This is a genomic window from Novosphingobium sp. TK71 (genome assembly GCF_055361505.1).
In genome coordinates, this window is the sequence record NZ_JBSZKA010000001.1 from 23,935 (window position 1) to 45,977 (window position 22,043).

At 63.5% G+C, this 22,043-nt stretch carries 26 protein-coding genes and 1 pseudogene; 12 read left to right on the top strand and 15 right to left on the bottom strand.

Features of this window, described 5'->3' with window-relative positions:
* Positions 1 to 4: 4 nt before the first annotated feature.
* On the bottom strand, positions 5 to 844 hold the full coding sequence (locus ACXJ16_RS16420; protein ID WP_463922603.1) for an AraC family transcriptional regulator: 840 nt from the start codon (positions 842 to 844) through the stop codon (positions 5 to 7).
* Positions 845 to 980: 136 nt separating this feature from the next.
* On the opposite strand from ACXJ16_RS16420, the gene ACXJ16_RS16425 reads away from it, so the two are divergent.
* Together ACXJ16_RS16425 and ACXJ16_RS16430 are read left to right on the top strand one after the other, a co-directional pair.
* Positions 981 to 1,676 carry an O-methyltransferase gene (locus ACXJ16_RS16425; protein ID WP_463922604.1) on the top strand — a complete coding sequence of 232 codons (696 nt, stop codon included), beginning with the start codon at positions 981 to 983 and terminating at the stop codon, positions 1,674 to 1,676.
* Complete coding sequence (locus tag ACXJ16_RS16430; RefSeq protein ID WP_463922605.1) at positions 1,673 to 2,419, top strand: siderophore-interacting protein; 747 nt, start codon at positions 1,673 to 1,675, stop codon at positions 2,417 to 2,419. Before ACXJ16_RS16425 ends, ACXJ16_RS16430 begins: the two co-directional genes overlap by 4 nt.
* A 37-nt stretch (positions 2,420 to 2,456) precedes the next feature.
* On the opposite strand, the gene ACXJ16_RS16435 is transcribed toward ACXJ16_RS16430, so the two are convergent.
* The 7 genes from ACXJ16_RS16435 to ACXJ16_RS16465 all read right to left on the bottom strand — a co-directional run bounded on the left by ACXJ16_RS16435 (position 2,457) and on the right by ACXJ16_RS16465 (position 8,170).
* A complete protein-coding gene (locus ACXJ16_RS16435; protein WP_463922606.1) occupies positions 2,457 to 2,690 on the bottom strand; it encodes a hypothetical protein in 234 nt (77 codons plus the stop codon).
* A gap of 53 nt (positions 2,691 to 2,743) precedes the next feature.
* Positions 2,744 to 3,028, bottom strand: a complete 285-nt coding sequence (locus ACXJ16_RS16440; protein WP_463922607.1) for a hypothetical protein — start codon at positions 3,026 to 3,028, stop codon at positions 2,744 to 2,746.
* Between the two features lie 90 nt (positions 3,029 to 3,118).
* A complete protein-coding gene (locus ACXJ16_RS16445) occupies positions 3,119 to 3,436 on the bottom strand; it encodes a P-type ATPase actuator domain-containing protein (protein WP_463922608.1) in 318 nt (105 codons plus the stop codon).
* Positions 3,436 to 3,657, bottom strand: coding sequence for a cation-transporting P-type ATPase (locus tag ACXJ16_RS16450; RefSeq protein ID WP_463922609.1), 222 nt, complete (start codon positions 3,655 to 3,657; stop codon positions 3,436 to 3,438). Before ACXJ16_RS16450 ends, ACXJ16_RS16445 begins: the two co-directional genes overlap by 1 nt.
* A gap of 1 nt (position 3,658) precedes the next feature.
* On the bottom strand, positions 3,659 to 4,453 hold the full coding sequence (locus tag ACXJ16_RS16455; protein WP_463922610.1) for a universal stress protein: 795 nt from the start codon (positions 4,451 to 4,453) through the stop codon (positions 3,659 to 3,661).
* 122 nt (positions 4,454 to 4,575) lie between these two features.
* Positions 4,576 to 5,457: a universal stress protein gene (locus ACXJ16_RS16460; RefSeq protein ID WP_463922611.1), complete on the bottom strand. Its 882-nt coding sequence runs from the start codon at positions 5,455 to 5,457 to the stop codon at positions 4,576 to 4,578.
* A gap of 31 nt (positions 5,458 to 5,488) precedes the next feature.
* Positions 5,489 to 8,170, bottom strand: coding sequence for an HAD-IC family P-type ATPase (locus ACXJ16_RS16465; protein ID WP_463922612.1), 2,682 nt, complete (start codon positions 8,168 to 8,170; stop codon positions 5,489 to 5,491).
* A gap of 197 nt (positions 8,171 to 8,367) precedes the next feature.
* Between ACXJ16_RS16465 and ACXJ16_RS16470 the strand changes: the two genes are divergently transcribed.
* From ACXJ16_RS16470 to ACXJ16_RS16490, 5 genes are all read left to right on the top strand, one after another.
* Complete coding sequence (locus ACXJ16_RS16470; protein ID WP_463922613.1) at positions 8,368 to 10,245, top strand: CHASE3 domain-containing protein; 1,878 nt, start codon at positions 8,368 to 8,370, stop codon at positions 10,243 to 10,245.
* Between the two features lie 256 nt (positions 10,246 to 10,501).
* Positions 10,502 to 10,975: an Hsp20 family protein gene (locus ACXJ16_RS16475; protein WP_463922614.1), complete on the top strand. Its 474-nt coding sequence runs from the start codon at positions 10,502 to 10,504 to the stop codon at positions 10,973 to 10,975.
* A gap of 104 nt (positions 10,976 to 11,079) precedes the next feature.
* A complete protein-coding gene (locus ACXJ16_RS16480; RefSeq protein WP_463922615.1) occupies positions 11,080 to 11,595 on the top strand; it encodes an Hsp20/alpha crystallin family protein in 516 nt (171 codons plus the stop codon).
* Positions 11,579 to 12,022 (top strand): NADH dehydrogenase ubiquinone Fe-S protein 4, encoded by a 444-nt coding sequence (locus tag ACXJ16_RS16485; RefSeq protein WP_463922616.1) that lies wholly within the window; start codon positions 11,579 to 11,581, stop codon positions 12,020 to 12,022. Before ACXJ16_RS16480 ends, ACXJ16_RS16485 begins: the two co-directional genes overlap by 17 nt.
* A gap of 49 nt (positions 12,023 to 12,071) precedes the next feature.
* On the top strand, positions 12,072 to 12,611 hold the full coding sequence (locus ACXJ16_RS16490; RefSeq protein WP_463922617.1) for a hypothetical protein: 540 nt from the start codon (positions 12,072 to 12,074) through the stop codon (positions 12,609 to 12,611).
* Between the two features lie 94 nt (positions 12,612 to 12,705).
* Here the strand turns inward: ACXJ16_RS16490 and ACXJ16_RS16495 are convergent, their stop codons facing one another.
* From ACXJ16_RS16495 to ACXJ16_RS16505, 3 genes are read right to left on the bottom strand one after another with little or no spacing between them, the layout of a single operon-like run.
* Complete coding sequence (locus ACXJ16_RS16495) at positions 12,706 to 13,023, bottom strand: hypothetical protein (RefSeq protein ID WP_463922618.1); 318 nt, start codon at positions 13,021 to 13,023, stop codon at positions 12,706 to 12,708.
* Complete coding sequence (locus ACXJ16_RS16500; RefSeq protein WP_463922619.1) at positions 13,020 to 13,289, bottom strand: usg protein; 270 nt, start codon at positions 13,287 to 13,289, stop codon at positions 13,020 to 13,022. Before ACXJ16_RS16500 ends, ACXJ16_RS16495 begins: the two co-directional genes overlap by 4 nt.
* The gene (locus ACXJ16_RS16505; protein ID WP_463922620.1) at positions 13,286 to 13,522 is read right to left on the bottom strand and encodes a hypothetical protein; all 237 of its coding nucleotides are present in this window, start codon (positions 13,520 to 13,522) and stop codon (positions 13,286 to 13,288) included. Before ACXJ16_RS16505 ends, ACXJ16_RS16500 begins: the two co-directional genes overlap by 4 nt.
* 270 nt (positions 13,523 to 13,792) lie before the next feature.
* Here ACXJ16_RS16505 and ACXJ16_RS16510 point away from each other — a divergent pair, with 270 nt between their 5' ends.
* The 5 genes and pseudogenes from ACXJ16_RS16510 (at position 13,793) to ACXJ16_RS16530 (ending at position 18,372) form a co-directional block, all read left to right on the top strand.
* Positions 13,793 to 14,107 carry a co-chaperone GroES gene (locus tag ACXJ16_RS16510; protein WP_463922621.1) on the top strand — a complete coding sequence of 105 codons (315 nt, stop codon included), beginning with the start codon at positions 13,793 to 13,795 and terminating at the stop codon, positions 14,105 to 14,107.
* A 56-nt stretch (positions 14,108 to 14,163) separates the two neighbouring features.
* Positions 14,164 to 15,783, top strand: a complete 1,620-nt coding sequence (groL, locus tag ACXJ16_RS16515; RefSeq protein ID WP_463922622.1) for a chaperonin GroEL — start codon at positions 14,164 to 14,166, stop codon at positions 15,781 to 15,783.
* Positions 15,784 to 16,110: 327 nt separating this feature from the next.
* Positions 16,111 to 16,947, top strand: coding sequence for a cupin domain-containing protein (locus ACXJ16_RS16520; RefSeq protein ID WP_463922623.1), 837 nt, complete (start codon positions 16,111 to 16,113; stop codon positions 16,945 to 16,947).
* Positions 16,948 to 16,950: 3 nt separating this feature from the next.
* A pseudogene (locus ACXJ16_RS16525) lies at positions 16,951 to 18,086 on the top strand (calcium:cation antiporter).
* Between the two features lie 43 nt (positions 18,087 to 18,129).
* Positions 18,130 to 18,372 (top strand): hypothetical protein, encoded by a 243-nt coding sequence (locus tag ACXJ16_RS16530; RefSeq protein WP_463922624.1) that lies wholly within the window; start codon positions 18,130 to 18,132, stop codon positions 18,370 to 18,372.
* 146 nt (positions 18,373 to 18,518) lie between these two features.
* Here the strand turns inward: ACXJ16_RS16530 and ACXJ16_RS16535 are convergent, their stop codons facing one another.
* From ACXJ16_RS16535 to ACXJ16_RS16550, 4 genes are all read right to left on the bottom strand, one after another.
* Positions 18,519 to 18,701 (bottom strand): DUF3008 family protein, encoded by a 183-nt coding sequence (locus tag ACXJ16_RS16535; RefSeq protein ID WP_463922625.1) that lies wholly within the window; start codon positions 18,699 to 18,701, stop codon positions 18,519 to 18,521.
* Between the two features lie 72 nt (positions 18,702 to 18,773).
* On the bottom strand, positions 18,774 to 19,403 hold the full coding sequence (locus ACXJ16_RS16540) for a hypothetical protein (RefSeq protein ID WP_463922626.1): 630 nt from the start codon (positions 19,401 to 19,403) through the stop codon (positions 18,774 to 18,776).
* A 106-nt stretch (positions 19,404 to 19,509) separates the two neighbouring features.
* Positions 19,510 to 21,051 carry a bifunctional aminoglycoside phosphotransferase/ATP-binding protein gene (locus ACXJ16_RS16545; protein ID WP_463922627.1) on the bottom strand — a complete coding sequence of 514 codons (1,542 nt, stop codon included), beginning with the start codon at positions 21,049 to 21,051 and terminating at the stop codon, positions 19,510 to 19,512.
* Positions 21,044 to 22,042, bottom strand: coding sequence for a zinc-dependent alcohol dehydrogenase family protein (locus ACXJ16_RS16550; protein ID WP_463923283.1), 999 nt, complete (start codon positions 22,040 to 22,042; stop codon positions 21,044 to 21,046). The genes ACXJ16_RS16545 and ACXJ16_RS16550 overlap by 8 nt, the downstream gene beginning before the upstream one ends.
* Between the last annotated feature and the right edge of the window lies 1 nt (position 22,043).

Here is a 22,043-nt window from a genome sequence, read left to right on the forward strand (position 1 = left end):
AACGCTAAGCTCCGTGGAAAACCGACCTTATTGAACCCCGGCTCGCATGACGCTGCGCCATGTAGCGCCCCGGCGAGTTGCCGAGTGCCTTGCGAAACATGGTCACGAAGCTGGGCACACTCTCGTAGCCGAGATCAGCCGCCACCTGCTGGATCGATGCGCCGGCAGCCAGCCACTGCACGGCGAGGGTGACGGCGAACTGCTGACGCCAGCGCCCGAAACTCATGCCCGTCTCGCGCCGTATAACCCGCTCGAAGGTCCGACTGCTGATGCCGACCTTGTCGGCCCAGCTCTGCAGCGTCCCCCTGTCGGCCGGGGTGAGCAACATATCGGCGATGATCTGTCGCAGGCAAGGCTCGGTCGGCATCGGCAAATGCAGATCCTCAGGACCAGCCGCTGCCAACTCGTCCAGCATGACCGACACAATCCGCGCATTCACATCATTTTCTTCGTAAAGAACTGGGAGGTGGGCGGCGCGGATCAATAGCTCGCGTAGCAGCGGCGTTACCGAGACCGCGCAGCAGCTCGGCGAGAGCCGGACGTCGATGTCCGGTGCCAGGAAGGCGCCATATCCTTCCAATGCTCCCGTCACCTTGATCGCATGGACGGTTCCATCGGGTATCCAGATCGCGCTGTGGGGCGGCACGATCCAGAGCCCACGCTTGACCTCGCAGGTCAGCGCTCCCCGTAGGACAAGGAGAAGCTGGCTCTTGGCATGATGATGCATGTCCAGCTCGAAATCGCCGAACGTCTCTGACTCGAAACCATAGGTGACGACGGGACGCGGCACATCATCTGGTTCGACCCAGTCACTTTCCACCGAGAGGTCAGTCAGCAGCGGCATCGCAGGCCTAAGCGCTTGGTGGCGAGAATGAATAACAAAGTGTCGAGCCTTCGGAATGACGCCAATCGGCATCTCCTCTATGCCGTCGTAACGCACTCGTCGAGGCCAACCGGTTCGTGGCCGGACAGGAGACATCATGAATATGCTGACAAACGGCCGTGTCGCTGACACGCTGAGCAGGCTTCATCGGGATGCTGAAGTGGCGGACGGCCCGTTCATCCAGGACATGATGGCAGATCTGGAAGAAACAGGCGGCACGATCGAGCAGGCTGCGGCTCGGATGATCGCCGACGAACGCGCTGACTATGGGGCCGTCTATAGCGTCCATGCCGCACATTTCCTGTCGGTCACGCCGGCTTACGGCCGTTTTCTCTACGCCATCGTTCGGGCCACAAGGGCCGAGCGGATCGTGGAATTCGGCAGCTCAATGGGCGTCTCGATCATCTATCTGGCCGCAGCCCTTCACGATAATGGCGGCGGGCAACTCATCGGCTCGGAGTTGGAGCCGACGAAAGTGACCCGCGCCAGAGCGCATGTCGAAGCGGCGGGCCTTGCCGACCTGGTCGATATCCGCGAGGGTGACGCCCTCCAAACGCTCAAGGATGTCGGCGGCGCGGTCGACGTGGCGCTGATCGACGGCGCATGGTCGCTTTACCTGCCGGTGTTGAAGCTGATCGAGCCGCGCTTGCGTCCCGGCGCGGTGGTGCTGGCCGAGAACGCGTTCGCGCAGGACTATCTCGATTATGTCCGCGATCCGGCGCATGGCTACATAGCGCAGACGCTGCCGATCGATGAAGGTCGCGGCAACGAATTCGCGGTGCGGGCCGCATGACGGGTATGTCGGACTCCGGCGGCGTTGTGCCCAAGCAGCCGGGGCGACTCAGCAAGGCGATCACCAGCCTGTTTATGAAGCGTGCGACCGTTGCCGCGATCGAGGATGTGGCCGATCGCTTCAGGCTGGTGTCGCTGGAGGGAGAAGCCCTTCGCGGGGTCGTCTGGACGCCTGGGCAAAAGGTCCAGATCGCGATGGGCTCGGCATTCGTTGCGCGAACCTACACGCCGATCGACTGGGACGCGATTGCAGGCCGTACACGCCTGCTTGGATACGCCCATGGCGATGGACCCGGTAGCGCCTGGCTGTCCGGTCTTGTCGTGGGGGATCAATGCGATGTGTTCGGTCCGCGAAGGTCGCTCGACCTGGGCAAGTTGACGCCGCCGCTCGCTCTCGCCGGGGATGAGACGTCAATCGGTCTCGCCTATGCGCTCATGTCGATGCCAGCAGCGGATATTGTGCACTTCTGCTTCGAGGTTGGCGACATTGATGCTTGCACAAAGGTGCTGGCGCGTCTTGGGATTGAGAAGGTGACGCTCATCCCAAGGCGCCAAAATGATATACATGTCGACGACCTCATTGCTGCGCTTGACACATCGATCGCTACGCGATCCTCGTTAGTGCTGACCGGTAAGGCCGGCACGATCCAGCGAATCCGACAGCACCTCAAACTGCTTGATGTGTTGGCGGCACGCATATTCGCCAAGGCCTATTGGGCGCCTGGCAAGCGGGGGCTGGACTGATGAGATTAGCGTCGATCGCCGCCGATCCATAAATATGTCAAATGCGCGGGAAGACGGGCAGCGGATCGAACATCAGCGAAGGCAGGATCAAGATCTCGTCGCCACCAGCAGCATCCCAATAAGTTGCAGCAGCAGCTTGGGCGACATGCGCCGCGTCAGCCAGGCGCCCGAGAGGCGCCGCAACGAGGCCGCCAATCAGGATGCCGGTCGCGGCTCCCGTACCGACAGCCATGCGCGGGGTCATGCCCTGCGCCAGGAGATTGCCGGTCACCAGCGGTCCTCAGCCGCCAACGCTCGAGCTATCGAGAAAGCCGCCCAGAAAGCCTAAAGGCGCCACCAGCCTGGTCCGGCGGAAAGCGAAGGACCTCCGCGGCGCGCGCCAAAGAAGATAGGCCCCGATTGCAGGGGCGGGCGGCCGAGCGCCAGATGCGCCAGCAGCACGAACAGCACGAGGAAGATCGTGAGGCGGGCGATGAGCATACCGAGCTTGTGGATGCCGCGCTCGAACGCGGTGGAGGCAGGCGCGGCCGCCAGGGATTGCGCGATCGCGCCGAACCGGGTCCGCGCGCCTGTCTCCACGACCAGCATCGTCGCGGTACCCGCGATCACCGACGTTCCATGGAAGAGCGCGCCGCTGGCCTCGGCGGGGGTCGAGGCTTCCGGATCGGGTCCGACGCGCTTCTCGACCGGATAGGGTTCTCAGGTTAGCAGTGCCTCGTTGACCTGCGCGCCGTTGGAGGCAAGCACGATCCCGTCGACGGGGACGAGATCGCCCGCACAGAGCTGCAGCACATCGCCCATCACGATGGCACTGACCGGGAGTTCGATCGGGTGGCCGTCGCGTAGCACGGTCGCATGGAGCGCGATCGAGCGCTTGAGCGCCGCGGCCGTGGCTTGCGCCCGATGTTCCTGCACCATGTCGAGCAGCGTGGAGAGGATCACCACGGCCAGAATGATGAGGAAGCTTGCAAGATCGCCCGTGACGCCTGCGATGGCGGCGATGAGCAGGATCGCCATCAGGGGATTGGCGAGCGGTGGAGCAGGTCGACGAAGATGTGCTGCCGGGCGGTTTCCCCGATCTCGTTTGGCCCGTCGCGGATCAGCCGCGCGTCGGCCTCGGCTTCAGCCAGGCCCTCGCGGGTAGACCCGAGGCGCGTCAGCAGCGCGTCCGGGCCATATTGCCAGAACGCGTCGCCGATGTCCGCGGGGGCAGAAGACGCGGCCAGGGTCCGCGACAAGTCAGTGGCCGAGAATCAGCGGAAGCTTGCTGTGCGCGAGCATGCGCTTGGTCACACCGCCGAACGTCTCCATCAGCCGTCCGCGGCCATAGGCACCCATCAGGATATAGTCCGCGTGCCAGTTGGCGGCCTCATCGGCGATCAGTTGATCGGCGGGGGTCAGCCCATCGTCGACAATGCGGATCGCGGCATGGATATCGTGCCGCGAGAGATATTCCGCAGCCTCGGTCGGCTCGGTCTGCTCGGCGCCGTCTCTGGCCATGAAAATCTGGACTTCCTCGGCGAGCGCCAGCAGCGGAACGCAGGCCCGCATGGTTGTCGCCGCGGAAGGCTGTCCATCCCAGGCGATCAACGCTCGGCGCAGTTTGAAGCCTCTGACATCATTGGGGACCGCAACGACAGGCTTGCCCGCCTTGATGACGACCCGGCTCGTGATATCAGCCATGTCGGGGTGGGAGGCCTGGTCGAGCTTGCGGTTGAGCACGATGAGATCGGCGAGCCTTGCGGTGTCCAGAACTGCCTCGGCCGCAAAACCCGTAACATCGGTCCAGCTCCACGCAACATCCTCGGATGCCAGCCGGGCTTCGAGGGCAGCCTTGTTGTCCACTTCGCGGCCATGCTCGTTGGCGAGCAGCATGGCCGATCCGGTGCCGTCATAATCCCACGCGAGATCGGGGATCATCGTGACATCGATGCAGGACAGGTGGCCGTCCAGCGCCCGGGTCAGGTCGAGCGCCGCCTGCAGCCGGGCTTCCTGCCCCTCATCGTCATGTACCAGTAGAAGGATATTTTTCATCGTCGCCTCCGTCTCGTTTGGAGGAGGCTATGGTGCGTTCGAGCCGGTCTATATGCGGGATATTACGGAGGCCGATCATACAACCCCGCCGGTGATTTAACTTCTTCAAACAGGTGCTTGGGCTATTCGTTGGGCCGATAGTGGACGATCAGAAGATCGCCTTCGAGCGATTCCACCAGATTCTTTGCGGTGCTCCCGATCAGCGCGTCGAACAGCGCGCCGCGGCCATGGCTGCCAATGACGGTCAGATCGACGTGCTGGTCTTCGACATAGTCACTCAGCAACCGCTCGGGGTGGCCATGCGCAATCATGACGTCCGTTCTGTCCCTGAGACGCGCATCGACGCGCTCATCGGCCAGAAACTTTTTGCCAAGCTCCTCCTCCATGGCGCCGACGTCGCGCTTGAAATCCTGCTCGTCTAGATAGCCGGAGAAGGGGACATCATAGCCGTGGAACAAGGTCAGCGCCGCTGCCGGAAAGTAGGCGGCCGTGGCAAGCAGCGCCTGCAGCGAGGCCTCCGAGAAGTCCGTGCCGACGACGATGTCGCGATAATGCCGGACCGCGCGATCATGGACGACGAGCACGGGTACCGGCGATCCGCGCACCAGCCGGTTGACGGTGTTGCCGAGAAACGTGCGGCCGAGCGTCTCGTCGCTGGCGATTCCGGTCACGATCAGGTCGCAGCCCTCTCGTGCCGCCATTGCCAGCAGAACTTCGGCCGGTTCACCTTCTTCGACCAGGACGCGGATGGTGTCGCCCGATTTGCCCAGGTCGCGCTTGAGGCGCCATTTCATCCGGTCGACGGGGCTCGGCAGCCGGCGCCACGAGGCGGGCGTGCGGTCGAACCGGAACTGGCGTGTCTCCGCGGGATCGATGACATAGGCCGCAATCAGTTCGGCCTCCCACTCCTGCGCCAGTTGAACGGCCCGGTCGAGCGCACGGTCGCAGCGGCAGCTCATATCCGTGGCGAGGAGGATTTTGCGCGGACGGGTCGGAGTGCTCATATAGCTTCCTTTCGAGATGGAGACCTGCCGGTCAGTTAAGCTCGTCGAACCAGCCCAGACGCCGCATCAGCAGCTTTTCGCATTCGAGGCAGAAGAACAGGCCGATGCCCAGGACGATGATAAGTGCGCCGTCGCCGAGGGTGAGCGCGCGGCTTTCGAACACGGCGTGCATGAAGGGGGCGTAGGTGAAGAGCAGCTGCGCCAGAACCACGACGGCGATCGCTGCGAGGACTGCGGGCGTCCCGATCGCGCCACGCCATGTCAGTGAGCGCATGTGGAGGTAGCGCACGTTGAAGAGGTAGAAGATTTCCGCGACCACCAGCATGTTCACGACCATCGTGCGCGCCGTTTCCAGATCGCGGCCCTGTCCCAGCGTGTGGAAGAAGACGCCCAGCGCGAGGACAGCCAGCATGACCGAAACGAGCAGCACCCGCCAGAGCATGAACGGCGAGAGCAGAGGGGCGCTTGCCGGTCGCGGGCGCCGCTCCATCGTGCCAGGTTCGCCGGGTTCGAACGCCAGGACCAGACCGAGCGTTACCGCCAGCACCAGATTGATCCAGAGGATCTGCGTCGCGGTCATCGGCAGGGTGAAGCCGATCAGGATCGCCAGCACGACCGCGACCGTCTCGCCGCCATTGGTCGGCAAGGTCCAGGCGATGACCTTGCGGATATTGTCGTAGACGGTGCGGCCCTCTCGGACCGCCGCGACGATCGAGGCGAAATTATCGTCGAGCAGGACCATCTCGGCCGCTTCCTTGGCCGCCTCGGTGCCCTTGTGGCCCATCGCGGTCCCGACATCGGCCTGCTTGAGCGACGGGGCGTCGTTGACGCCGTCGCCGGTCATGGCGACGATCAGGCCATGCGACTGCAGCGCGCGGACGATCCGCAGCTTGTGCTCGGGGCTCGTGCGCGCGAAGACGTCGATCCCGAGCACGCGCGCCGCGAGCGCATCCTCGGAGAGGTCTTCGAGTTCCTTGCCGGTAAGGCCGTGCGGTTTCTCGTTGATCTCGAGCTGGCGCGCGATGGCAAGCGCGGTGCCGAGATGGTCGCCGGTGATCATCTTGACAGCAATGCCGGCCGATCTGCATTCGGCGATTGCTGCCTTGGCCTCTTCGCGCGGCGGATCGATAAAGCCCATCAAACCCAGAAACTCGACGCCGCCTTCGAGGTCATCGAAGGCGATGCGGGCCTTGCCTCCCGGCAGCCGCTTCATAGCAAAGCCGAGCAGACGTTCGCCATGATCGGCCGCCTGGGCGATCCGCTGTTCCCAATTTCGCGGATCGATCCCGGCAATGGCCATGACTTCCTCCGGCGCCCCCTTGAGGAAGATCACATGGTCGCCCGCCGGGCCCGCATGGAGCGTCGCCATGAAGCGATAGGCGGCGTCGAACGGGATCTCATCCAGACGCTTCCATTCGGCGCGCAGGTGATCGGCGTTAAGGCCCGCTTTCATCGCCAGCGCGACGAGCGCGCCTTCCATGGGATCGCCGTCGACCTTCCATTGGTCGGCATCGCGTCTGAGCGTCGCGTCGTTGCAGAGCAGCCCACAGCGAATGATCGCGCCGGCAGCCGCGATTGCATCGGCATCGTCCTCGGCGCCTTCGCTGGTGAGACCGCCCTCGGGCGCATAGCCCGATCCGCCGACGAGAATCGTATCGTGCTCGATCAGCAGGCGCCGGACCATCATCTCGTTGCGCGTGAGCGTGCCGGTCTTGTCCGAGCAGATTACCGATGTGGCGCCCAGCGTCTCGACGGCAGGAAGGCGGCGAATGACCGCGTTGCGCGCCGCCATGCGTTGCACGCCGATGGCGAGCGTGATCGTGATGACCGCGGGCAGACCTTCGGGGATGATGCCCACGGCAAGCGCAACAACCGCGATCAACGCATCGATCCAGTGAAACTCGCGGGCGAGTACCGCGAAGGCGAACAAGAGCACCGAGCCCGCCATCACCAGCCATGTAAAGCGGCGCGCGAACCGGTTGATCTGACGGAGGAGGGGCGTGGTCACGGTCTCGACTGCCTGGAGGAGACTGCTGATCCGCCCGATTTGCGTATGCATGCCGGTGGCCGCGACAACGCCGCTTGCCTGGCCCGAGGCCACCAGCGTGCCGGAGAAGGCCATGCTGCGCTGGTCGGCGATGCCGGCGGCGTCTTCAACGGGTTCCTCCTGCTTCTCGACCGGCACTGATTCCCCGGTGAGCGGCGCTTCGTCGATCAGCAGGCCGCGCGCGCGGAGCAGTCGCAGGTCTGCCGGGACACGGTCGCCGGCTTCCAGGATCACGATATCGCCGGGCACGAGGTCCGGCACCGAGACCGTCCGGCGCGCACCTTCGCGCAGCACGGTCGCGTGCGGGGCGATCATGTCGCGGATCGCACCCAGCGCCCGCTCGGCCTTCCCTTCCTGGGCGAAGCCTACGATCGCGTTGACCAGGACGACGACCGCGATGACGAGCGCATCGACGAGGTGGCCGAGCAGAGCGGCTGCGAACGCCGCCGCGAGCAGGAAATAGATGAGCGCGCTATTGAACTGGGCGAGGAAGCGCAGGAGGGGATGCGTCGCCGCAGCGCTCGGCAGCGCGTTCGGCCCGTGCCGGGCTAGTCTGTCTTCCGCTTCGTGCTGGCTGAGGCCTGCAATATCTGCGTCCAGCCGGTCGAGAACCAAGTCGGCCGCCAAAGCATGCCAGGCTTCGATTTTTTCCAGCTTCACCACCATACCTCGCTCGTCGATTACACTTGCTGGAAAAGATCAAGGTTGGATCTGCGCGGGAATATACGGGATCATACGAGGTCCTGATCGCGCCGAGCCAGACAGATGAGGCCCGTGAAAACATCGGCGCAAATCATCGGAATCACGCTATGAGCGTCTCCGCCGGAAGATTGCGGGCGGCCGAAATGCTGTGAGGATGGTGCGTGGATTCGTTTATTTTCAAAGGCCCCAAGGGCGCCTCCCTAAAATCCCGACTGGCCGTCTTCGGTGGCTTTGGATTGCTGATACTTGCAGCTCTCGCGGCCCTCGCCGTCGCCATTTCTTCCGCCAGCGTTGAACGCAAAGTTGCGCATTCGAACGAAGTTCGGCAGGCACAGGCTAGGCTTTTCAGCGCTGTCCAGGACGCTGAGACTGGCCAGCGCGGCTATCTCCTCACGGGCGACGCGAGCTATCTTGCACCATTCGACCGCGCTCGCAGCGACATTCCTGACCTCAAAAAGCGGCTTGGCGATCTCATTGTCGGCGATCCGGCTCAGCAGGCGCGGCTTGCTCGCATGTCCGAAGCTATCGACAGCAAGCTCGAGGAACTGGAGAGCACGGTGGAGCATGGGAAAGCCCGTGATGTCGCGGGCGCGCTCGCGATCGTCAAGACCAACAAGGGTCGCGATATCATGCAGCGCATACGCTCTGAAAATGCTGCCCTTGAAAAGGCGGAGGAAGCGCTGGTCGCTCGCCGTCAGGCTGACGCCGTGCGCCTTCGTACGCTTTCGATCGCGGTCATCATTGGCGCCTTACTCGCGGCCGCGATTCTGGCGGCGCTCGTTACCCGAGCGGCGCGCGATCATGCTCTCGAACTGGTCGATCAGAACGAGACCCTGATCCAGGAGCGGGAAAACCGGGAAAAAGCCGAGGCGATGCTGCGTCAGGCCCAGAAGATGGAAGCACTCGGGCAACTCACGGGGGGCGTCGCGCATGACTTCAACAATATGCTCGCCATCATCGTCGGAAGCATGGACATGTTGCTGCGCCGCCTGTCCGGTGGGGATGAACGGCTACGAGCCTACGCGGAAAACGCGCTGAGCGGCGCCAATCGCGCCGCTGCGCTCACCAAGCGGCTGCTCGCCTTTTCACGGCTTCAGCCGCTCGATCCCAAGCCGACCGACATCAACAAATGCGTGTCAGACATGTCCGAGATGATGCGCCGGTCGATCGGCGAGCATATCGTGGTCGAGACTGTTCTTGCGGGCGGCTTGTGGCGCGCCTTCATTGACTGCCCGCAGCTGGAAAGCGCGCTGCTCAATCTCGCCGTCAATGCCCGCGACGCCATGGGCGACCATGGCCGCCTGACCATCGAAACGTCCAATGCCTTTCTCGACAAAAGCTATGCCGCGCAGCATGACGAGGTGGAACCGGGCCAATATGTCCTGATCGCCGTGACCGATACTGGCGCTGGCATGACACCAGATGTGCTGGCAAAGGCCTTTGATCCCTTCTTCACCACCAAGAAGGTGGGCGAGGGCACCGGTCTGGGCCTTAGCCAGGTTCACGGGTTCCTCAAACAGTCCCGCGGCCACATCAAGCTCTACAGCGAGATCGGCGTCGGTACGACCGTGAAGCTCTATTTGCCGCGCGATACCGCAAATCGCGAACTGCCAGCGGAGATTGAGTATCGTCCTGTCACCACCCATGATCGTAGCCTTCACACCATCCTTGTTGTCGAGGATGACCCCGGCGTGCGCAGCTTCGTCGTCAGCGCGGCGCGGGAGCTGGGATACACCGTCATTGAGGCCGATGGCGCCGCCGTCGCGCTTGAACGGCTGGAACAGCATCCGGAAATCTCGGTGATTCTGACCGATGTCGTGATGCCCGGTACCGGAGGACGTCAACTGGTCGACCGCGCTCTTGAGAAACGGCCGGAACTTCAGGTCATCTACATGACTGGCTATACTCGCAATGCCATCGTGCACAACGGCATGCTTGATCCCGGCACCCGCCTTTTGACAAAGCCGTTCACGATGGACGAACTCGAGCGCGAACTAGCGGAAGTCGTCTCGAAGGGCCTGAGTGTGCGGCGCGACTGATTCCCACATCAGTTTTGTAGGATCTTCCGGATTTACAAGAATGCCGGCTTGCCGCTCCAACACAGTGTAGGCACCGGATTTTGCGGTCTTCGCGGTCGTGACAAAACGCTCATTTTTTCTCTTGAAACCGGTTTCGGCTGCACTAGCTAATCTGGTACCGGGCGCCGTGTTCGGGTCCGGCTGGACATGGAGGGCGCCGGCTCTTCTATACCGGCGCAGCTCATGGTCCAGATCGCTTCATCAGGAGGATTTGGAAATGAGAACGAACTTTGACTTTACCCCGTACCGCCGATCGACGGTCGGCTTCGACCGTCTGTTCAACCTGCTCGAGGCGGGCGCGCGCGAAGATGACGGTTATCCGCCCTTCGACATCCTCAAGGTCGACGAGGACAGCTTCCGCATTACGCTCGCGGTTGCGGGCTTCCGGCCCGAGGATATCGAGCTGGTCGCCCAGCAGAACCTGCTCACCGTCACTGGCAAACGCGCCGAGGATGACGGCAAGGGTGAGTATCTGCACCGGGGCATCGCGGCGCGCGCCTTCGAGCGGCGCTTCCAGCTTGCCGACTTCGTGGAAGCTGGGAACGCAACGTTCGAAAACGGCCTGCTCTCGGTCGATCTGAAACGGGTCGTGCCCGAGGCGATGAAACCGCGCCGTATCGAGATCGGTGGCAGCGAGCCTGCCACCGCTCGCCTTGGCGAGGCGAAGGAAAAAGTCAGCGAGGCTGCCTGACCCCTAGCCCACCGGCCTGCCGGCGCCGCTTACTTCCCCGTACCCCCCGCGAGCGGCGTCCGGCAGGTTCAGCCTCAATCCAGCCAGAAGTGGAGATGATTATCATGGCTTTTCGTGATCTCATTCCCTGGAGCCGGCAGGAAAACCGGCTGCCGGGTCCGGTGAGCGCCGAACGCGAGCCGCAGTCTCACCCGCTGCTCTCGCTTCACCGCGACGTGAACCGGCTTTTCGACGACATGCTCCGCGGATTTGGAATGCCCGCCTTCGGCGGTTTCGACCGCAGCCTGTCGTGGCCGCATGTCGAACTCGCAGAGACCGACAAGGAGATCCGCGTGATAGCTGAACTCCCCGGCCTCGACGAGAAGGACGTCGAACTGACCGTCGTGGAAGGGGCTCTGACCTTGCGCGGCGAGAAGCGCGCGGAGGTAGAGGACAAGGACCGCGGCTATTCGGAGCGCAGCTACGGCCGCTTCGAACGCCGCATCGGCCTGCCTCAGGGCGTCGATCGCGACAAGGTGACCGCGACCTTCAAAAACGGCGTGTTGACGGTGCTGCTACCCCGGACGGAGGCGGCGAACGAGAATGTCCGCCGGATTCCCGTCAATGGAAAGGCTGCATGATCGATCGGCCCGGGACTTTGGTCCCGGGCCTTCCGCCAACGCCAACGCGCTCGTGGCAGGTTCCACGCTGCCGCTCGATGCGCGCGCCATCGTCGAACCTGAGCCGATCGCCACCAACCAGGGCGGCCAAGCCAGGCGGGGCCAGTGGCGCGTCCGGTTTCACCCCCGATGGGGTCCTTCGGCCGATCCGCTGACGGGCTGGACCGGCGGCGGCGATCCGCTCGACACGATCGAGCTTCGGTTTTCCGACCGCCTTTCAGCTGAAGCCTACTGCCGCCGCCAGGGATTGGCCTTCACGCGTCGTGTAGAGCCGCCTTCTCGATTGCGGGCGGCGGTGTTGCCGGCCCCCGATCCGCTATCCGCTCTTTGTTGCTTGCCGACCGGCCCTCATCCGCAGTGTTGCGGCCAGTATAGGCTGGCGAGCTAGAGGGTCTGCCGCGCGAAAAACCCACACTTTGAATTCACGGAGGATGATGATGAAACAGCTTGTTCGTTCTGCTTTGCTCGCCGGTATCGCCGCCCTCGCGGTCGTGGGTACAGCGCTGGCAAGTAACCCTCGCAGCAACGCGATGGCGGTTGCCCTGTCCGACGGCCTCGTCGCCCACATCGCATATAAGGGCGACCTCGCTCCCAAGGTGACCGTGGAGCGGAGTACCCCCGGACCGGGGGCAGCCTGGTCGCAGGCGACCTGGGCGCCTTTTACGCTGCTCGACCGCATATCGGCCGACATGGATCGCCAGTTCGATGCGATGTTCCAGCAGGATCGCACGCTCGACGCGCTGCCCGGTGATGACACGGTGATTGTGAACTGGGCTTCGATGCAGGATCTGCCGGTCGGGGAAACGAGGTACAGCTATGTGGCAGCCTCGAACGGAAGGGGCTTTTGCGCGCGAAACGTGGAGATCACATCTGAAGGGCCCGATCACAAGCCTAAGGTGACGTCGTCGACTTCGGGTGACTGCGCTCCCGGAACTGGTGCGTCTTCCGGCCGCCAATTGCCCGCTTACATCGCGTAGGTCGGGAGCTAAGGGACGGAGCGACCCTCCCGGCGCTTCGTCTCTCGATCCCGCCGATGTGCGGCTTCGTCGAGGGCGGTGAGCACACGATCGATCACGCCGGCATTGCTGGCCGCTTTTGGGAGCTCGCGCACCGCGACTGCTGGAGACGGGAGAGATCGGTCTTGGGAACGACAATCTCAATCGACTTCTTGCCCAATTGCTCGGGCTTCACGCTTTGCGCAGCGCGGCCCGATGCCAGAAAATGATCGAGGAAGCGCTTGCGGTCGGCAAAGCTCCAGCCCAGCGCTTCAAGCTCCTGCGGGCTGATCGACAGCAACGCGATCGCGAACTCCATGATGTCATCAAAAGGGAGCTGCAGCCGCACGTCGTCCTTGTGCGATCGCAATCGCCTGAACAGATCGCGCTTCACGAAAGTGAGATCACGCCATCGACCGCGCGCCATTCGGCCGGACGGATCAACCGCTCATGGGCGATCCGGACCGAATGAAGCGCGGCTTCGATCTCGCGCCGCCAGTGGTCGAGAAAATCGAACAGCACCGGGAAATCTGGCGCGAGATCATATTCCTGCCATACGAACAGCTGCAGCAGCGATGGCGCGTCGGGCCGGTAGAAGTGAATCTCCGCCGTCGTCAGGCCATAGCCCTGCAGCTGTGCGATGAAGCCTCCCTCGCTCATTGCAGCGGTCGTTTAGATTCCGAGCCATTGTCCAGGTCGTGCATGGCCGCGAGGATCTCGTCGATCGAAACCGCGCGCCTGGCACCGGGCGGCTTTCTCAAGGCTGGCTGGTCCCGCACCGCGGATCGATCGGACGCCCAGGATGCGAGGATGGCGCGTTTCACTTCCGGCTCCAGGCTCGGATGACGCGAAACGTCGAAGGGATGAAGAAAACGGGAAAATGGCTGCGACATGGCCGTGCCTCCTTTCCTAGTGTCGCTCCTTTCAATGCGCGGGCTGCGCCCAGCGCGATCCAAGATTTTGGTACGACCTTGAGTCGCGTCAAGAGGAAAATTACATCCTAAACCACTGATAAGGACGGCATTGGCACTCACGCTCATCGAGTGCCAAATTTTTTAGTTCCCCCTCTTGAACGAAAAAATGAAGCTTCCTAGTTCCGCGGAACCTGTCGTTCGGATGAACGCAGGCTATCACAACTACGTTTTTGCATCTGGAGGTTATGCATGCATTTCCGACCCTTGCACGACCGTGTGCTTGTTCGCCGCATCGACGCCGAGGAGAAGACCTCGGGCGGCATCATCATTCCCGACACCGCCAAGGAAAAGCCGCAAGAGGGTGAAGTCCTCGCGGTGGGCCCTGGCACCCGCGACGAAAGCGGAAGGCTGACGGAATCGACGGTTAAAACCGGCGACCGCGTGCTCTTCGGCAAATGGTCGGGGACCGAGGTCAAGATCGACGGCGAGGATCTGCTCATCATGAAAGAGAGCGACATCCTTGGCGTGATCGAGACCCAAGCCGAGCTCAAGCAGGCGGCCTGAGCCGACCCGCTTTTACTCAAACATCAGGAAGGAAATCTTAGAAAGGAGTTGAGGCAATGGCTGCCAAGGAAGTGAAGTTTGCGTCCGACGCGCGTGATCGCATGCTGCGCGGCGTGGATACGCTGGCCAACGCAGTGAAGGTGACCCTGGGCCCCAAGGGCCGCAACGTGGTCATCGAGAAGTCGTTCGGCGCGCCGCGCATCACCAAGGACGGCGTCACTGTCGCCAAGGAAATCGAACTCAAGGACAAGTTCGAGAACATGGGCGCGCAGATGCTGCGCGAAGTGGCGAACAAGCAGAACGACAAGGCCGGCGACGGCACGACGACCGCGACGGTGCTGGCCCAGGCGATCGTGCGCGAGGGCTCGAAGGCGGTCGCCGCCGGGATGAATCCGATGGACCTGAAGCGCGGCATCGACATTGCTGTCACGGCGGTGGTCGAGGATCTCCAAGCCCACGCCCGGAAGGTCAGCGCCAACAGCGAGATCGCGCAGGTCGCGACCATCTCGGCGAACGGCGACGAGGAAGTCGGCCGCATCCTTGCCGAAGCGATGGAGAAGGTCGGCAACGAGGGCGTCATCACGGTCGAGGAGGCCAAGAGCCTCGCGACCGAACTCGAGACCGTCGAGGGCATGCAGTTCGATCGCGGCTATCTCTCGCCCTATTTCGTGACCAATGCCGAGAAGCTCAAGGTCGAACTCGAGGACCCCTACATCCTCATCCACGAGAAGAAGCTCTCGAACCTCCAGGCGCTGATCCCGCTACTTGAGCAGGTGGTGCAGTCGGGCCGTCCGCTGCTCATCATTGCCGAGGACGTCGAAGGTGAGGCTCTGGCGACCCTGGTCGTCAACAAGCTGCGCGGCGGCCTGAAAATCGCGGCGGTCAAAGCGCCGGGCTTCGGCGATCGCCGCAAGGCGATGCTTGAGGACATCGCCGTCCTCACCGCCGGGAACGTCGTCAGCGAGGAACTCGGCACCAAGCTCGAGAGCGTCACGCTCGGCATGCTCGGCCGCGCCAAGAAGGTGATCATCGACAAGGACAATACGACCGTCGTCGACGGAGCCGGCGCCCCCGCGGACATCGATGCCCGGGTCGTGCAGCTTCGCGCGCAGATCGAGACCACGACGAGCGACTACGACCGCGAGAAGCTGCAGGAACGTGTGGCCAAGCTCGCGGGCGGCGTTGCGGTCATCCGGGTCGGCGGGGCTACCGAGGTCGAGGTCAAGGAGAAGAAGGACCGCGTCGACGACGCGCTCCATGCCACGCGGGCTGCGGTCGAGGAAGGCATCCTGCCGGGTGGCGGGATCCCGCTGCTGCGCGCGATCAAGGCGCTCGACGGCCTCAAGGCGGCGAACGATGACCAGCAGTCGGGCATCGATATCGTCCGCCGGGCGCTGCGCGCGCCTGCGCGCCAGATCGCCGACAATGCCGGCGAGGACGGCGCGTTCATCGTCGGCAAGCTTCTTGAAAGCGACGACTATAACTGGGGCTTCAACGCCGCAACCGGCGCCTACGAGGACCTGGTGAAGTCCGGTGTCATTGACCCGGCCAAGGTCGTGCGCACCGCGCTGCAGGATGCAGCGTCGGTCGCTTCGCTTCTCATCACCACCGAAGCGCTCGTCGCGGAGGTGCCGAAGGAGGAGAAGGCCGCGCCGATGCCGGCGATGGACTACTGATCCCGGAGGCGGACCCGGACCTGAACGGCCGGGTCCGCTTCATGCCATCCGCGCTGCCGGCGACCCGCCGAATGCCGAGTGGAAAGCTCCACGCAAGAGGACACAGCCCTTCGATCCAGACGGATTACGGCCTCGCAGAGCTGCGATCCTTCCGCAAACGGGCCTGGCAGATTGTTACGGAAGGCTGCGCTTGCCTCAGGTCAGCGCGCCTTTCGTCTTTGTTCTCACGAGACCCGACGTGTCGTTGATACCCTTAATTCTATTCGGCAGTTCTGGCGGGCGGCGTTCGTCCCTCGGCGCAGCAACCCCACCGCGAGGGGCAGTGTGATGTCCCAACTCGGTCATGCTTCCTGCGGCGGAACTGAACTGGAAAAATCCTCGCCCGCGGGCTGGGCGAAGCGGCTGACGCCGACCTTCGTCGCAGAACCCTGGGGGCGCACAGACGGCCTGCCGGGTCCAGACGATGTACAGCCCCTCGGCGAGATCATTTATGAAGCCCGCAGTCTTGAGCTCGTCATCAAGTGGCTGCAAACCTGTGAAGCGTTGCCGGCCCAGATCCCGGTGCATGGGTGCTGCCATAAGGACAAATGGTGGCAAATTATCGAGGCTCGGCCCGGCGCCTCCATCGGTCTCGGCTTGAAGGAAGCCGCGACGACCGAACGGCTCGCTGTAGCGGCGCAAGACCGCAGTCTGCCGGACCTGATGCACCGAATCCGGCCGCGATCGGGCGACAGCTTCCATATCGAAGCCGGAACCCTCCACGCGCTCGGTCCACAGCTGACCGTGCTCGAAATCGAGAAAACCGCCAACACCATCTGCCGGCTGTTCGATCATGGCAGACTTGAGCCGCGCGCGTTGCGTCCCTTGCCCGGCGAAGAGGCGCCATTCGCGGTCGCCCCGATCACCCTCAGCCCTGGCGAAAAGGTGGTGGTCACGCCGGAAGGTGCGTGCCTTGCCGTCGTGAGCGGTGACGGCGAACTCGCGGGGCATCGCTTCGCAGCGAATGAGTGCTGGCTCGTTCGCGGACCCGTCGCGCTCCAGGCTCAATCCCGCTCGATTCTGGTGCTCGCAGAGCCCCGTGACGCAGCGGACGAAACCACTGGGGGCATGTCAGGCCTCAACAAGCTTCCGCGGTTAGCTGTTGCGCGCGCGGGCGCGAGGTGATCCATGGCTTGCGCCTCGCCGCCACAGGAGCAGGCCCGCGCCGATCGCCCTTTAGGCGAGTCCTGCCGCAAGGTCCTTGCTGGCTGGTCGGCCTGGATCCCGGCCGCCGGCCTTGCCCTGCTCTGGCTTTCGCCTGCGAACCCCGGCGCCGGCATGATCGTCCTCACCGGTATCATCCTCATGACGTCCGTGCTCGCCGCGGTCCACCATGCTGAAGTCGTCGCCCACCGGACCGGCGAGCCATTCGGAACGCTGATCCTTGCCGTTGCCGTTACCGTGATCGAGGCATCCCTGATCCTCTCGATGATGGTCAGCGGACCCGCCAGCGCGACCCTTCCGCGCGATACGGTCTATGCGGCCATCATGCTCATCCTGAACGGGCTCGTGGGACTCTGCCTGCTAGTCGGCGGCCTGCGGCACCGCGAGCAATATTTTGTCCTCGAAGGGGTGAACGCCGCGCTGTGCGTGTTGGCGGCCATGGCCACGCTGGTCCTCGTATTGCCAACCTTCGCTGCGGGCGCCATCACGCCAGGCATACGCGCGCGCAGCTCGCCTTTACCGCGATCGCCTCCCTGACCCTCTGTGGCATGTTCGTCTTCGTCCAGATGATCCGGCATCGCGACTATTTTCTCCCGCCTGGGGAGGGGGATCTTCAGGCCGACTTGCACGCGCTCCCTCCCACCGGACAACGAGCGGTGGTGTCGCTGGCTTTGTTGCTCCTCGCCTTGCTGGCGGTCGTCCTGCTGGCGAAGAACCTCGCCCATCCTCTGGAGATCGCGATCGCTGCGATATCGCTTCCGAGAGCCTTCGTCGGAGTCGTCGTGGCGGCGCTCGTGCTGGCTCCCGAGAGCGTGGCGGCGTATCGGGCCGCGCGCCGGAACCGCCTTCAGACCAGCTTGAACCTTGCGCTCGGCTCGGCGCTCGCCACGATCGGACTGACCATTCCCACCGTTGCCACGGCCGCCCTCCTCATGGGCTGGTTCCTTTCGCTCGGGATAGGACCGCGCGAAGTGACCTTGCTCGCTCTCTCGCTGGCGGTGGCGATGCTGTCGTTCGGCACCGGCCGAACCACGATATTGCAGGGCGCCGTGCATCTGGTGCTGCTGGCGACCTACCTCTTCACCATTCTCTCGAGCTGATGCGGACGACTTTGCCGTCGTGCGACCGGCGAATCCATAAACGATGGAGGACCAGGACATGAAATATTTGCTCTTTCGCCAAGGCGAGGAAACGTCGGCACCCGTGCTTGGCGACGATTTCGAGAGCGATTTTCGAGCAACCGAGTGGGCGCGTGCGTGGCTGCAAGCTCACGCTGAGCAAGACCGCTATGTTCTCAAACCGGAAGACGGCGGGCAGTCGACGCTTATGCTGAGGACCGTTGCAGGGCATTGGTATGCCATGCCTTTAGGTGATCCGGCCGGCTGAACGGGCAGGCTGATCGACTGGGTCTGGACTCCATATCCGAAGTGGGTCGTGCAGCCCTTGAGCTTCACGAAATTTGGCCCGTGCGAGAATGCGAAAGAAGGAATGAGGCGCCACCGCCCAAGGGTATGTGCCGGGGTACCCTGCGGTCAGTCCTTTTTGTCTGGCAGTCGCTTGCGCTTCGTGCTCGCGAATTCTTCGAGCTCATCTTCCGACATGGATTTCTCCATCTGCCTGGATGCGCCTTTCAGCTTCGACTTTGGCTGTTCGCCGCGCTTGGCGGCGAGCGCGGCGCCGGCCGCCTTCTGCTGCGCTTTCGAGGTTGCTGGCATAAGGGTGCTCCTTCCTGCCAGGATAACGCGCAAATCGCGCAAGCGTTCTCAGAGCTTTCGGAGACGACGCCATCAGGCGGGCGGGACGATTTCTCCATTTATCGAGGCACGGAAATACTTTGCCATGAGCGCTGCCGCGACAGGGAAGACGCCCGCATAGCCCGCCACGCCGATGTTGCGCAGGCGCATGTCCCCGAGTACAGGGCCGGCCAGACCGGCGAGCGCCAGGACGCCACTGAGGATCAAAGTCACGCGGATGGCATTGCCCACGCGCGAACCTGCGAAAAGTGCCGCCACGATGAGCACCGCCAGCGCAAAGAAGATGTCGCAGGCCAATATGTCGAGCGCATAGGGCAAAGACGGCCATTCGAAGGACAGCAGCCTGGCGCGCCGTGGCTCGCCGATCAATGAGGTACGGCGCAGAATGAGGAGGCTGGCGTGAAGGGCCATGGTCGTGACCGCGGTCATAATCATGAAATAGAGTGCCCAGCGGCCGCGTGGCTTCATTCTTTCCGGGGCTGACGTGTATATCGCCGCCATGAGCATCACCATCGCAGGCATGATCGCCAGGATCAGGATTTCGAGGATCGTGAACCAGGGATCCTCGATCGGGACGGAGGGCGTATCGAGCGATGCCAATCCCGCAACCAGGATCCCGGCATAGGCGAGCCCCAACCCGACCACCGTTATCGCCGCAATCATGCCCTCACGGTAAGATCGTGCCGCCCATGAACGGCCTCGGTGCTCCACTCCAGCTGGATCTCCATCAACCTTGCCCGGGCGTCCGGTGAGTTCACCAATTTCTGCGTCAGCCGATGCTCAAACCGAGCAGCAGGCGCGCTTTGCCTGACAATTCTTCCAGCGGTCCTTCACTGGTCAGGGTCTCCCAATTTTCCGGCTTGCTGGTCAGGTTATGCGACTGTCTCCGCACGATGTTGGCATCCGCGTCCGACGCATCGGATACGCGCCCCTCGACCCGCGTGATCCTCTCACCTTCCGGCAGCTCGAGCCATAGGCCGCTGAACGCGCAATCCACACGGCTGGCGACTTCCTCGATCGCTTCGCGCTCTTGCGCCATCCCGAACACAGCGTCGGCGATCACAGCTTGCCCCACCGCAAGCCCAGCCCAGGCAAGCCCATCCAGTGCCAGGTAGGCGGCGCGACTGGCTTCGGCGGTGTAACCGGATGCGGGAAGAGGTGTCTCGGCGAAAACGCCGGCAAGGCGCTTGCGCAGAACATCGCTCCGCAGAATGCGGGCGCCGGGCGGCCTGCCGACATCAGCCCCAAGCGTTCGCGCCAGCGTTGATTTGCCCGTGCCCGACAAACCGCCGATCGCGATCAGCCGGGGCGCCTCCTCAGTGATCAGTGCCTGCGCGAGCTGGAGATAGTGCGCCGCCTCTTCACGAGCGGCATCATCGCCGCTTTTTGCGCGCGCGGCCGCCACATGGGCACGGATGCAGGCGCGCACGCTCATGAACAGAGGCATCAAGCCGATGGCGCCCTCGTCATCGGGCGAATGATCGAGATAGCGATTGAAGACCATATTGGCCTCAAGGCGAAGGTGCCTTTGCCACAGATCCATCAGCAGGAAGGCGAGATCGTAAAGAATGTCGGTCGTCGACAGCTCGGGATCGAATTCGAGGCAATCAAAGGGCGTCGGCACGCCATCGATCGTCGCGATGTTGGCGAGGTGAAGGTCGCCATGGACATGGCGGATGCGGCCCGCCTTTCCGCGTGCATCGAGCAGCCCGCTATTGTGGTCGATAAGGCGATCGAGCCGCCCGGTCAGTTCGGCAACAGCTTTGGGATCGAGAATGCCCGGATAGATCGCCATCGCCTCGGCATTGCCGGCGATGATCTGGCGAATGCGGGCCGCGCCATCGCCGGGCCACGCGATGTGCGCCTTTGAGTGGAAGCCGACGAGGGTATCGGCAAGCTGCTGCAGCGCCGCTTCTTCGAGAGCGTTCCGGTCTGCCAGCTCACTCCAGAGGGCGCCATCCGGAAAGCGGCGCATCTCGAGGACCCAGTCCACCGCCTCGCCGTCACCATCGATGGCAAATTTGCCGTCCTCGTCCCGATTGATCGGATGCACCGCCTTGTAAAGGTCCGGCGCGGTCCTCCGATTGAGCTTGAGTTCGGCTTCGAGAGCCATCCGGCGCTTGTCGGGCGTGGAAAAGTCGAGATAGCCGAGGTCGACCAGCTGCTTGATCTTCCATGCGGTCTCGCCGCAAAGGAAGATGCTCGCGGCATGGGTGTCGATGCGACGGACAATCCCGGACGCTCCGAAAGCTTCACCAGAAGCCAGCCATTCCGTCAGACCGGAGGCGTTGTTGCCGGCCGGATCAGCCACGGGCAATCTGCTGCGGTATGAGAACGGCCGCGCCCGTCAGCGTTCCGCTTCGCAGGCGATCGAGCGCGACATTGGCGTCCTCGAGCGGAAAGGACTCGGTGACCGTGCGCAGCCCCGACTGCGCTGCCACCTCGAAGAAGGACGTGCCGTCCTCCCGGGTCAAATTGGCGACCGACAGGATCTGGCGCTCTTCCCACAAGTCCGCATAGGCGAAGCCCGGGATGTCACTCATGTGAATGCCGGCGCAGACGACCCTGCCGCCCTTGCGTACGAGCTTCAGGGCCGCGGGAACGAGCGCGCCGACTGGCGCGAAGATGAGAACGGCGTCGAGTTCAACAGGCGGTCGCTCCGTGGAGGGACCGGACCAGCAGCAGCCAAGCGATCGTGCAAACGCCTGCGCCTTTGTGTCACCTTCGCGGGTGAAGGCATAGACCTCGCGTCCCTGCCAGACAGCGACCTGGGCGATGATATGCGCAGCCGCCCCGAAGCCGACGAGACCGATGCGGCGGCCTTCGCCTGCGAGCCGGAGCGCCCGCCAGCCGATGAGGCCCGCGCACAGCAGCGGGGCGGCTGCGACATCGGAGAAGCTGTCGGGAAGCGCGAAGCAGAAGTGCGCGTCCGCAACGACATGGGTCGCATAGCCGCCATCGCGCGTCGCGCCGGTGAACTCGGGCGCGTCGCAAAGATTTTCCCGGCCGGAAAGACAATAGCCGCACTGGCCGCACGTGTGCCCGAGCCAGGGGACGCCGACGCGCTGCCCGATGTCGAATCCTTCGACCTCCGGGCCGACTTCGAGCACATGCCCGACGATCTCATGGCCCGGAATGATGGGATAGCGCGCGGGGATTTCACCGTCGGCGACATGCAGATCTGTTCGACAGACGCCGCAGGCGATGACGCCGATGAGAAGCTGGCCCGCGCCCGGAAGCGGTATGGGCCGCTCGACGCGTCGCAAGGCCACGTGCGGCGCGTCGATCTGCATGGCGACCATC

Excerpts from the sequence above, each read along its gene's own strand:
- ACXJ16_RS16530 (WP_463922624.1), top strand. The coding sequence starts at position 18,130 with ATGGAGGACCAGGACATGAAATATTTGCTCTTTCGCCAAGGCGAGGAA.
- ACXJ16_RS16520 (WP_463922623.1), top strand. The coding sequence starts at position 16,111 with ATGTCCCAACTCGGTCATGCTTCCTGCGGCGGAACTGAACTGGAAAAA.
- ACXJ16_RS16475 (WP_463922614.1), top strand. The coding sequence starts at position 10,502 with ATGAGAACGAACTTTGACTTTACCCCGTACCGCCGATCGACGGTCGGC.
- ACXJ16_RS16420 (WP_463922603.1), bottom strand. The coding sequence starts at position 844 with ATGCCGCTGCTGACTGACCTCTCGGTGGAAAGTGACTGGGTCGAACCA.
- ACXJ16_RS16445 (WP_463922608.1), bottom strand. The coding sequence starts at position 3,436 with ATGGCGATCCTGCTCATCGCCGCCATCGCAGGCGTCACGGGCGATCTT.
- ACXJ16_RS16485 (WP_463922616.1), top strand. The coding sequence starts at position 11,579 with ATGGAAAGGCTGCATGATCGATCGGCCCGGGACTTTGGTCCCGGGCCT.
- ACXJ16_RS16540 (WP_463922626.1), bottom strand. The coding sequence starts at position 19,403 with ATGATTGCGGCGATAACGGTGGTCGGGTTGGGGCTCGCCTATGCCGGG.
- ACXJ16_RS16460 (WP_463922611.1), bottom strand. The coding sequence starts at position 5,457 with ATGAGCACTCCGACCCGTCCGCGCAAAATCCTCCTCGCCACGGATATG.
- ACXJ16_RS16510 (WP_463922621.1), top strand. The coding sequence starts at position 13,793 with ATGCATTTCCGACCCTTGCACGACCGTGTGCTTGTTCGCCGCATCGAC.
- ACXJ16_RS16480 (WP_463922615.1), top strand. The coding sequence starts at position 11,080 with ATGGCTTTTCGTGATCTCATTCCCTGGAGCCGGCAGGAAAACCGGCTG.
- ACXJ16_RS16550 (WP_463923283.1), bottom strand. The coding sequence starts at position 22,042 with ATGGTCGCCATGCAGATCGACGCGCCGCACGTGGCCTTGCGACGCGTC.
- groL (WP_463922622.1), top strand. The coding sequence starts at position 14,164 with ATGGCTGCCAAGGAAGTGAAGTTTGCGTCCGACGCGCGTGATCGCATG.
- ACXJ16_RS16490 (WP_463922617.1), top strand. The coding sequence starts at position 12,072 with ATGAAACAGCTTGTTCGTTCTGCTTTGCTCGCCGGTATCGCCGCCCTC.
- ACXJ16_RS16535 (WP_463922625.1), bottom strand. The coding sequence starts at position 18,701 with ATGCCAGCAACCTCGAAAGCGCAGCAGAAGGCGGCCGGCGCCGCGCTC.
- ACXJ16_RS16455 (WP_463922610.1), bottom strand. The coding sequence starts at position 4,453 with ATGAAAAATATCCTTCTACTGGTACATGACGATGAGGGGCAGGAAGCC.
- ACXJ16_RS16500 (WP_463922619.1), bottom strand. The coding sequence starts at position 13,289 with ATGAGCGAGGGAGGCTTCATCGCACAGCTGCAGGGCTATGGCCTGACG.
- ACXJ16_RS16505 (WP_463922620.1), bottom strand. The coding sequence starts at position 13,522 with ATGTCGCAGCCATTTTCCCGTTTTCTTCATCCCTTCGACGTTTCGCGT.
- ACXJ16_RS16465 (WP_463922612.1), bottom strand. The coding sequence starts at position 8,170 with ATGGTGGTGAAGCTGGAAAAAATCGAAGCCTGGCATGCTTTGGCGGCC.
- ACXJ16_RS16430 (WP_463922605.1), top strand. The coding sequence starts at position 1,673 with ATGACGGGTATGTCGGACTCCGGCGGCGTTGTGCCCAAGCAGCCGGGG.
- ACXJ16_RS16425 (WP_463922604.1), top strand. The coding sequence starts at position 981 with ATGAATATGCTGACAAACGGCCGTGTCGCTGACACGCTGAGCAGGCTT.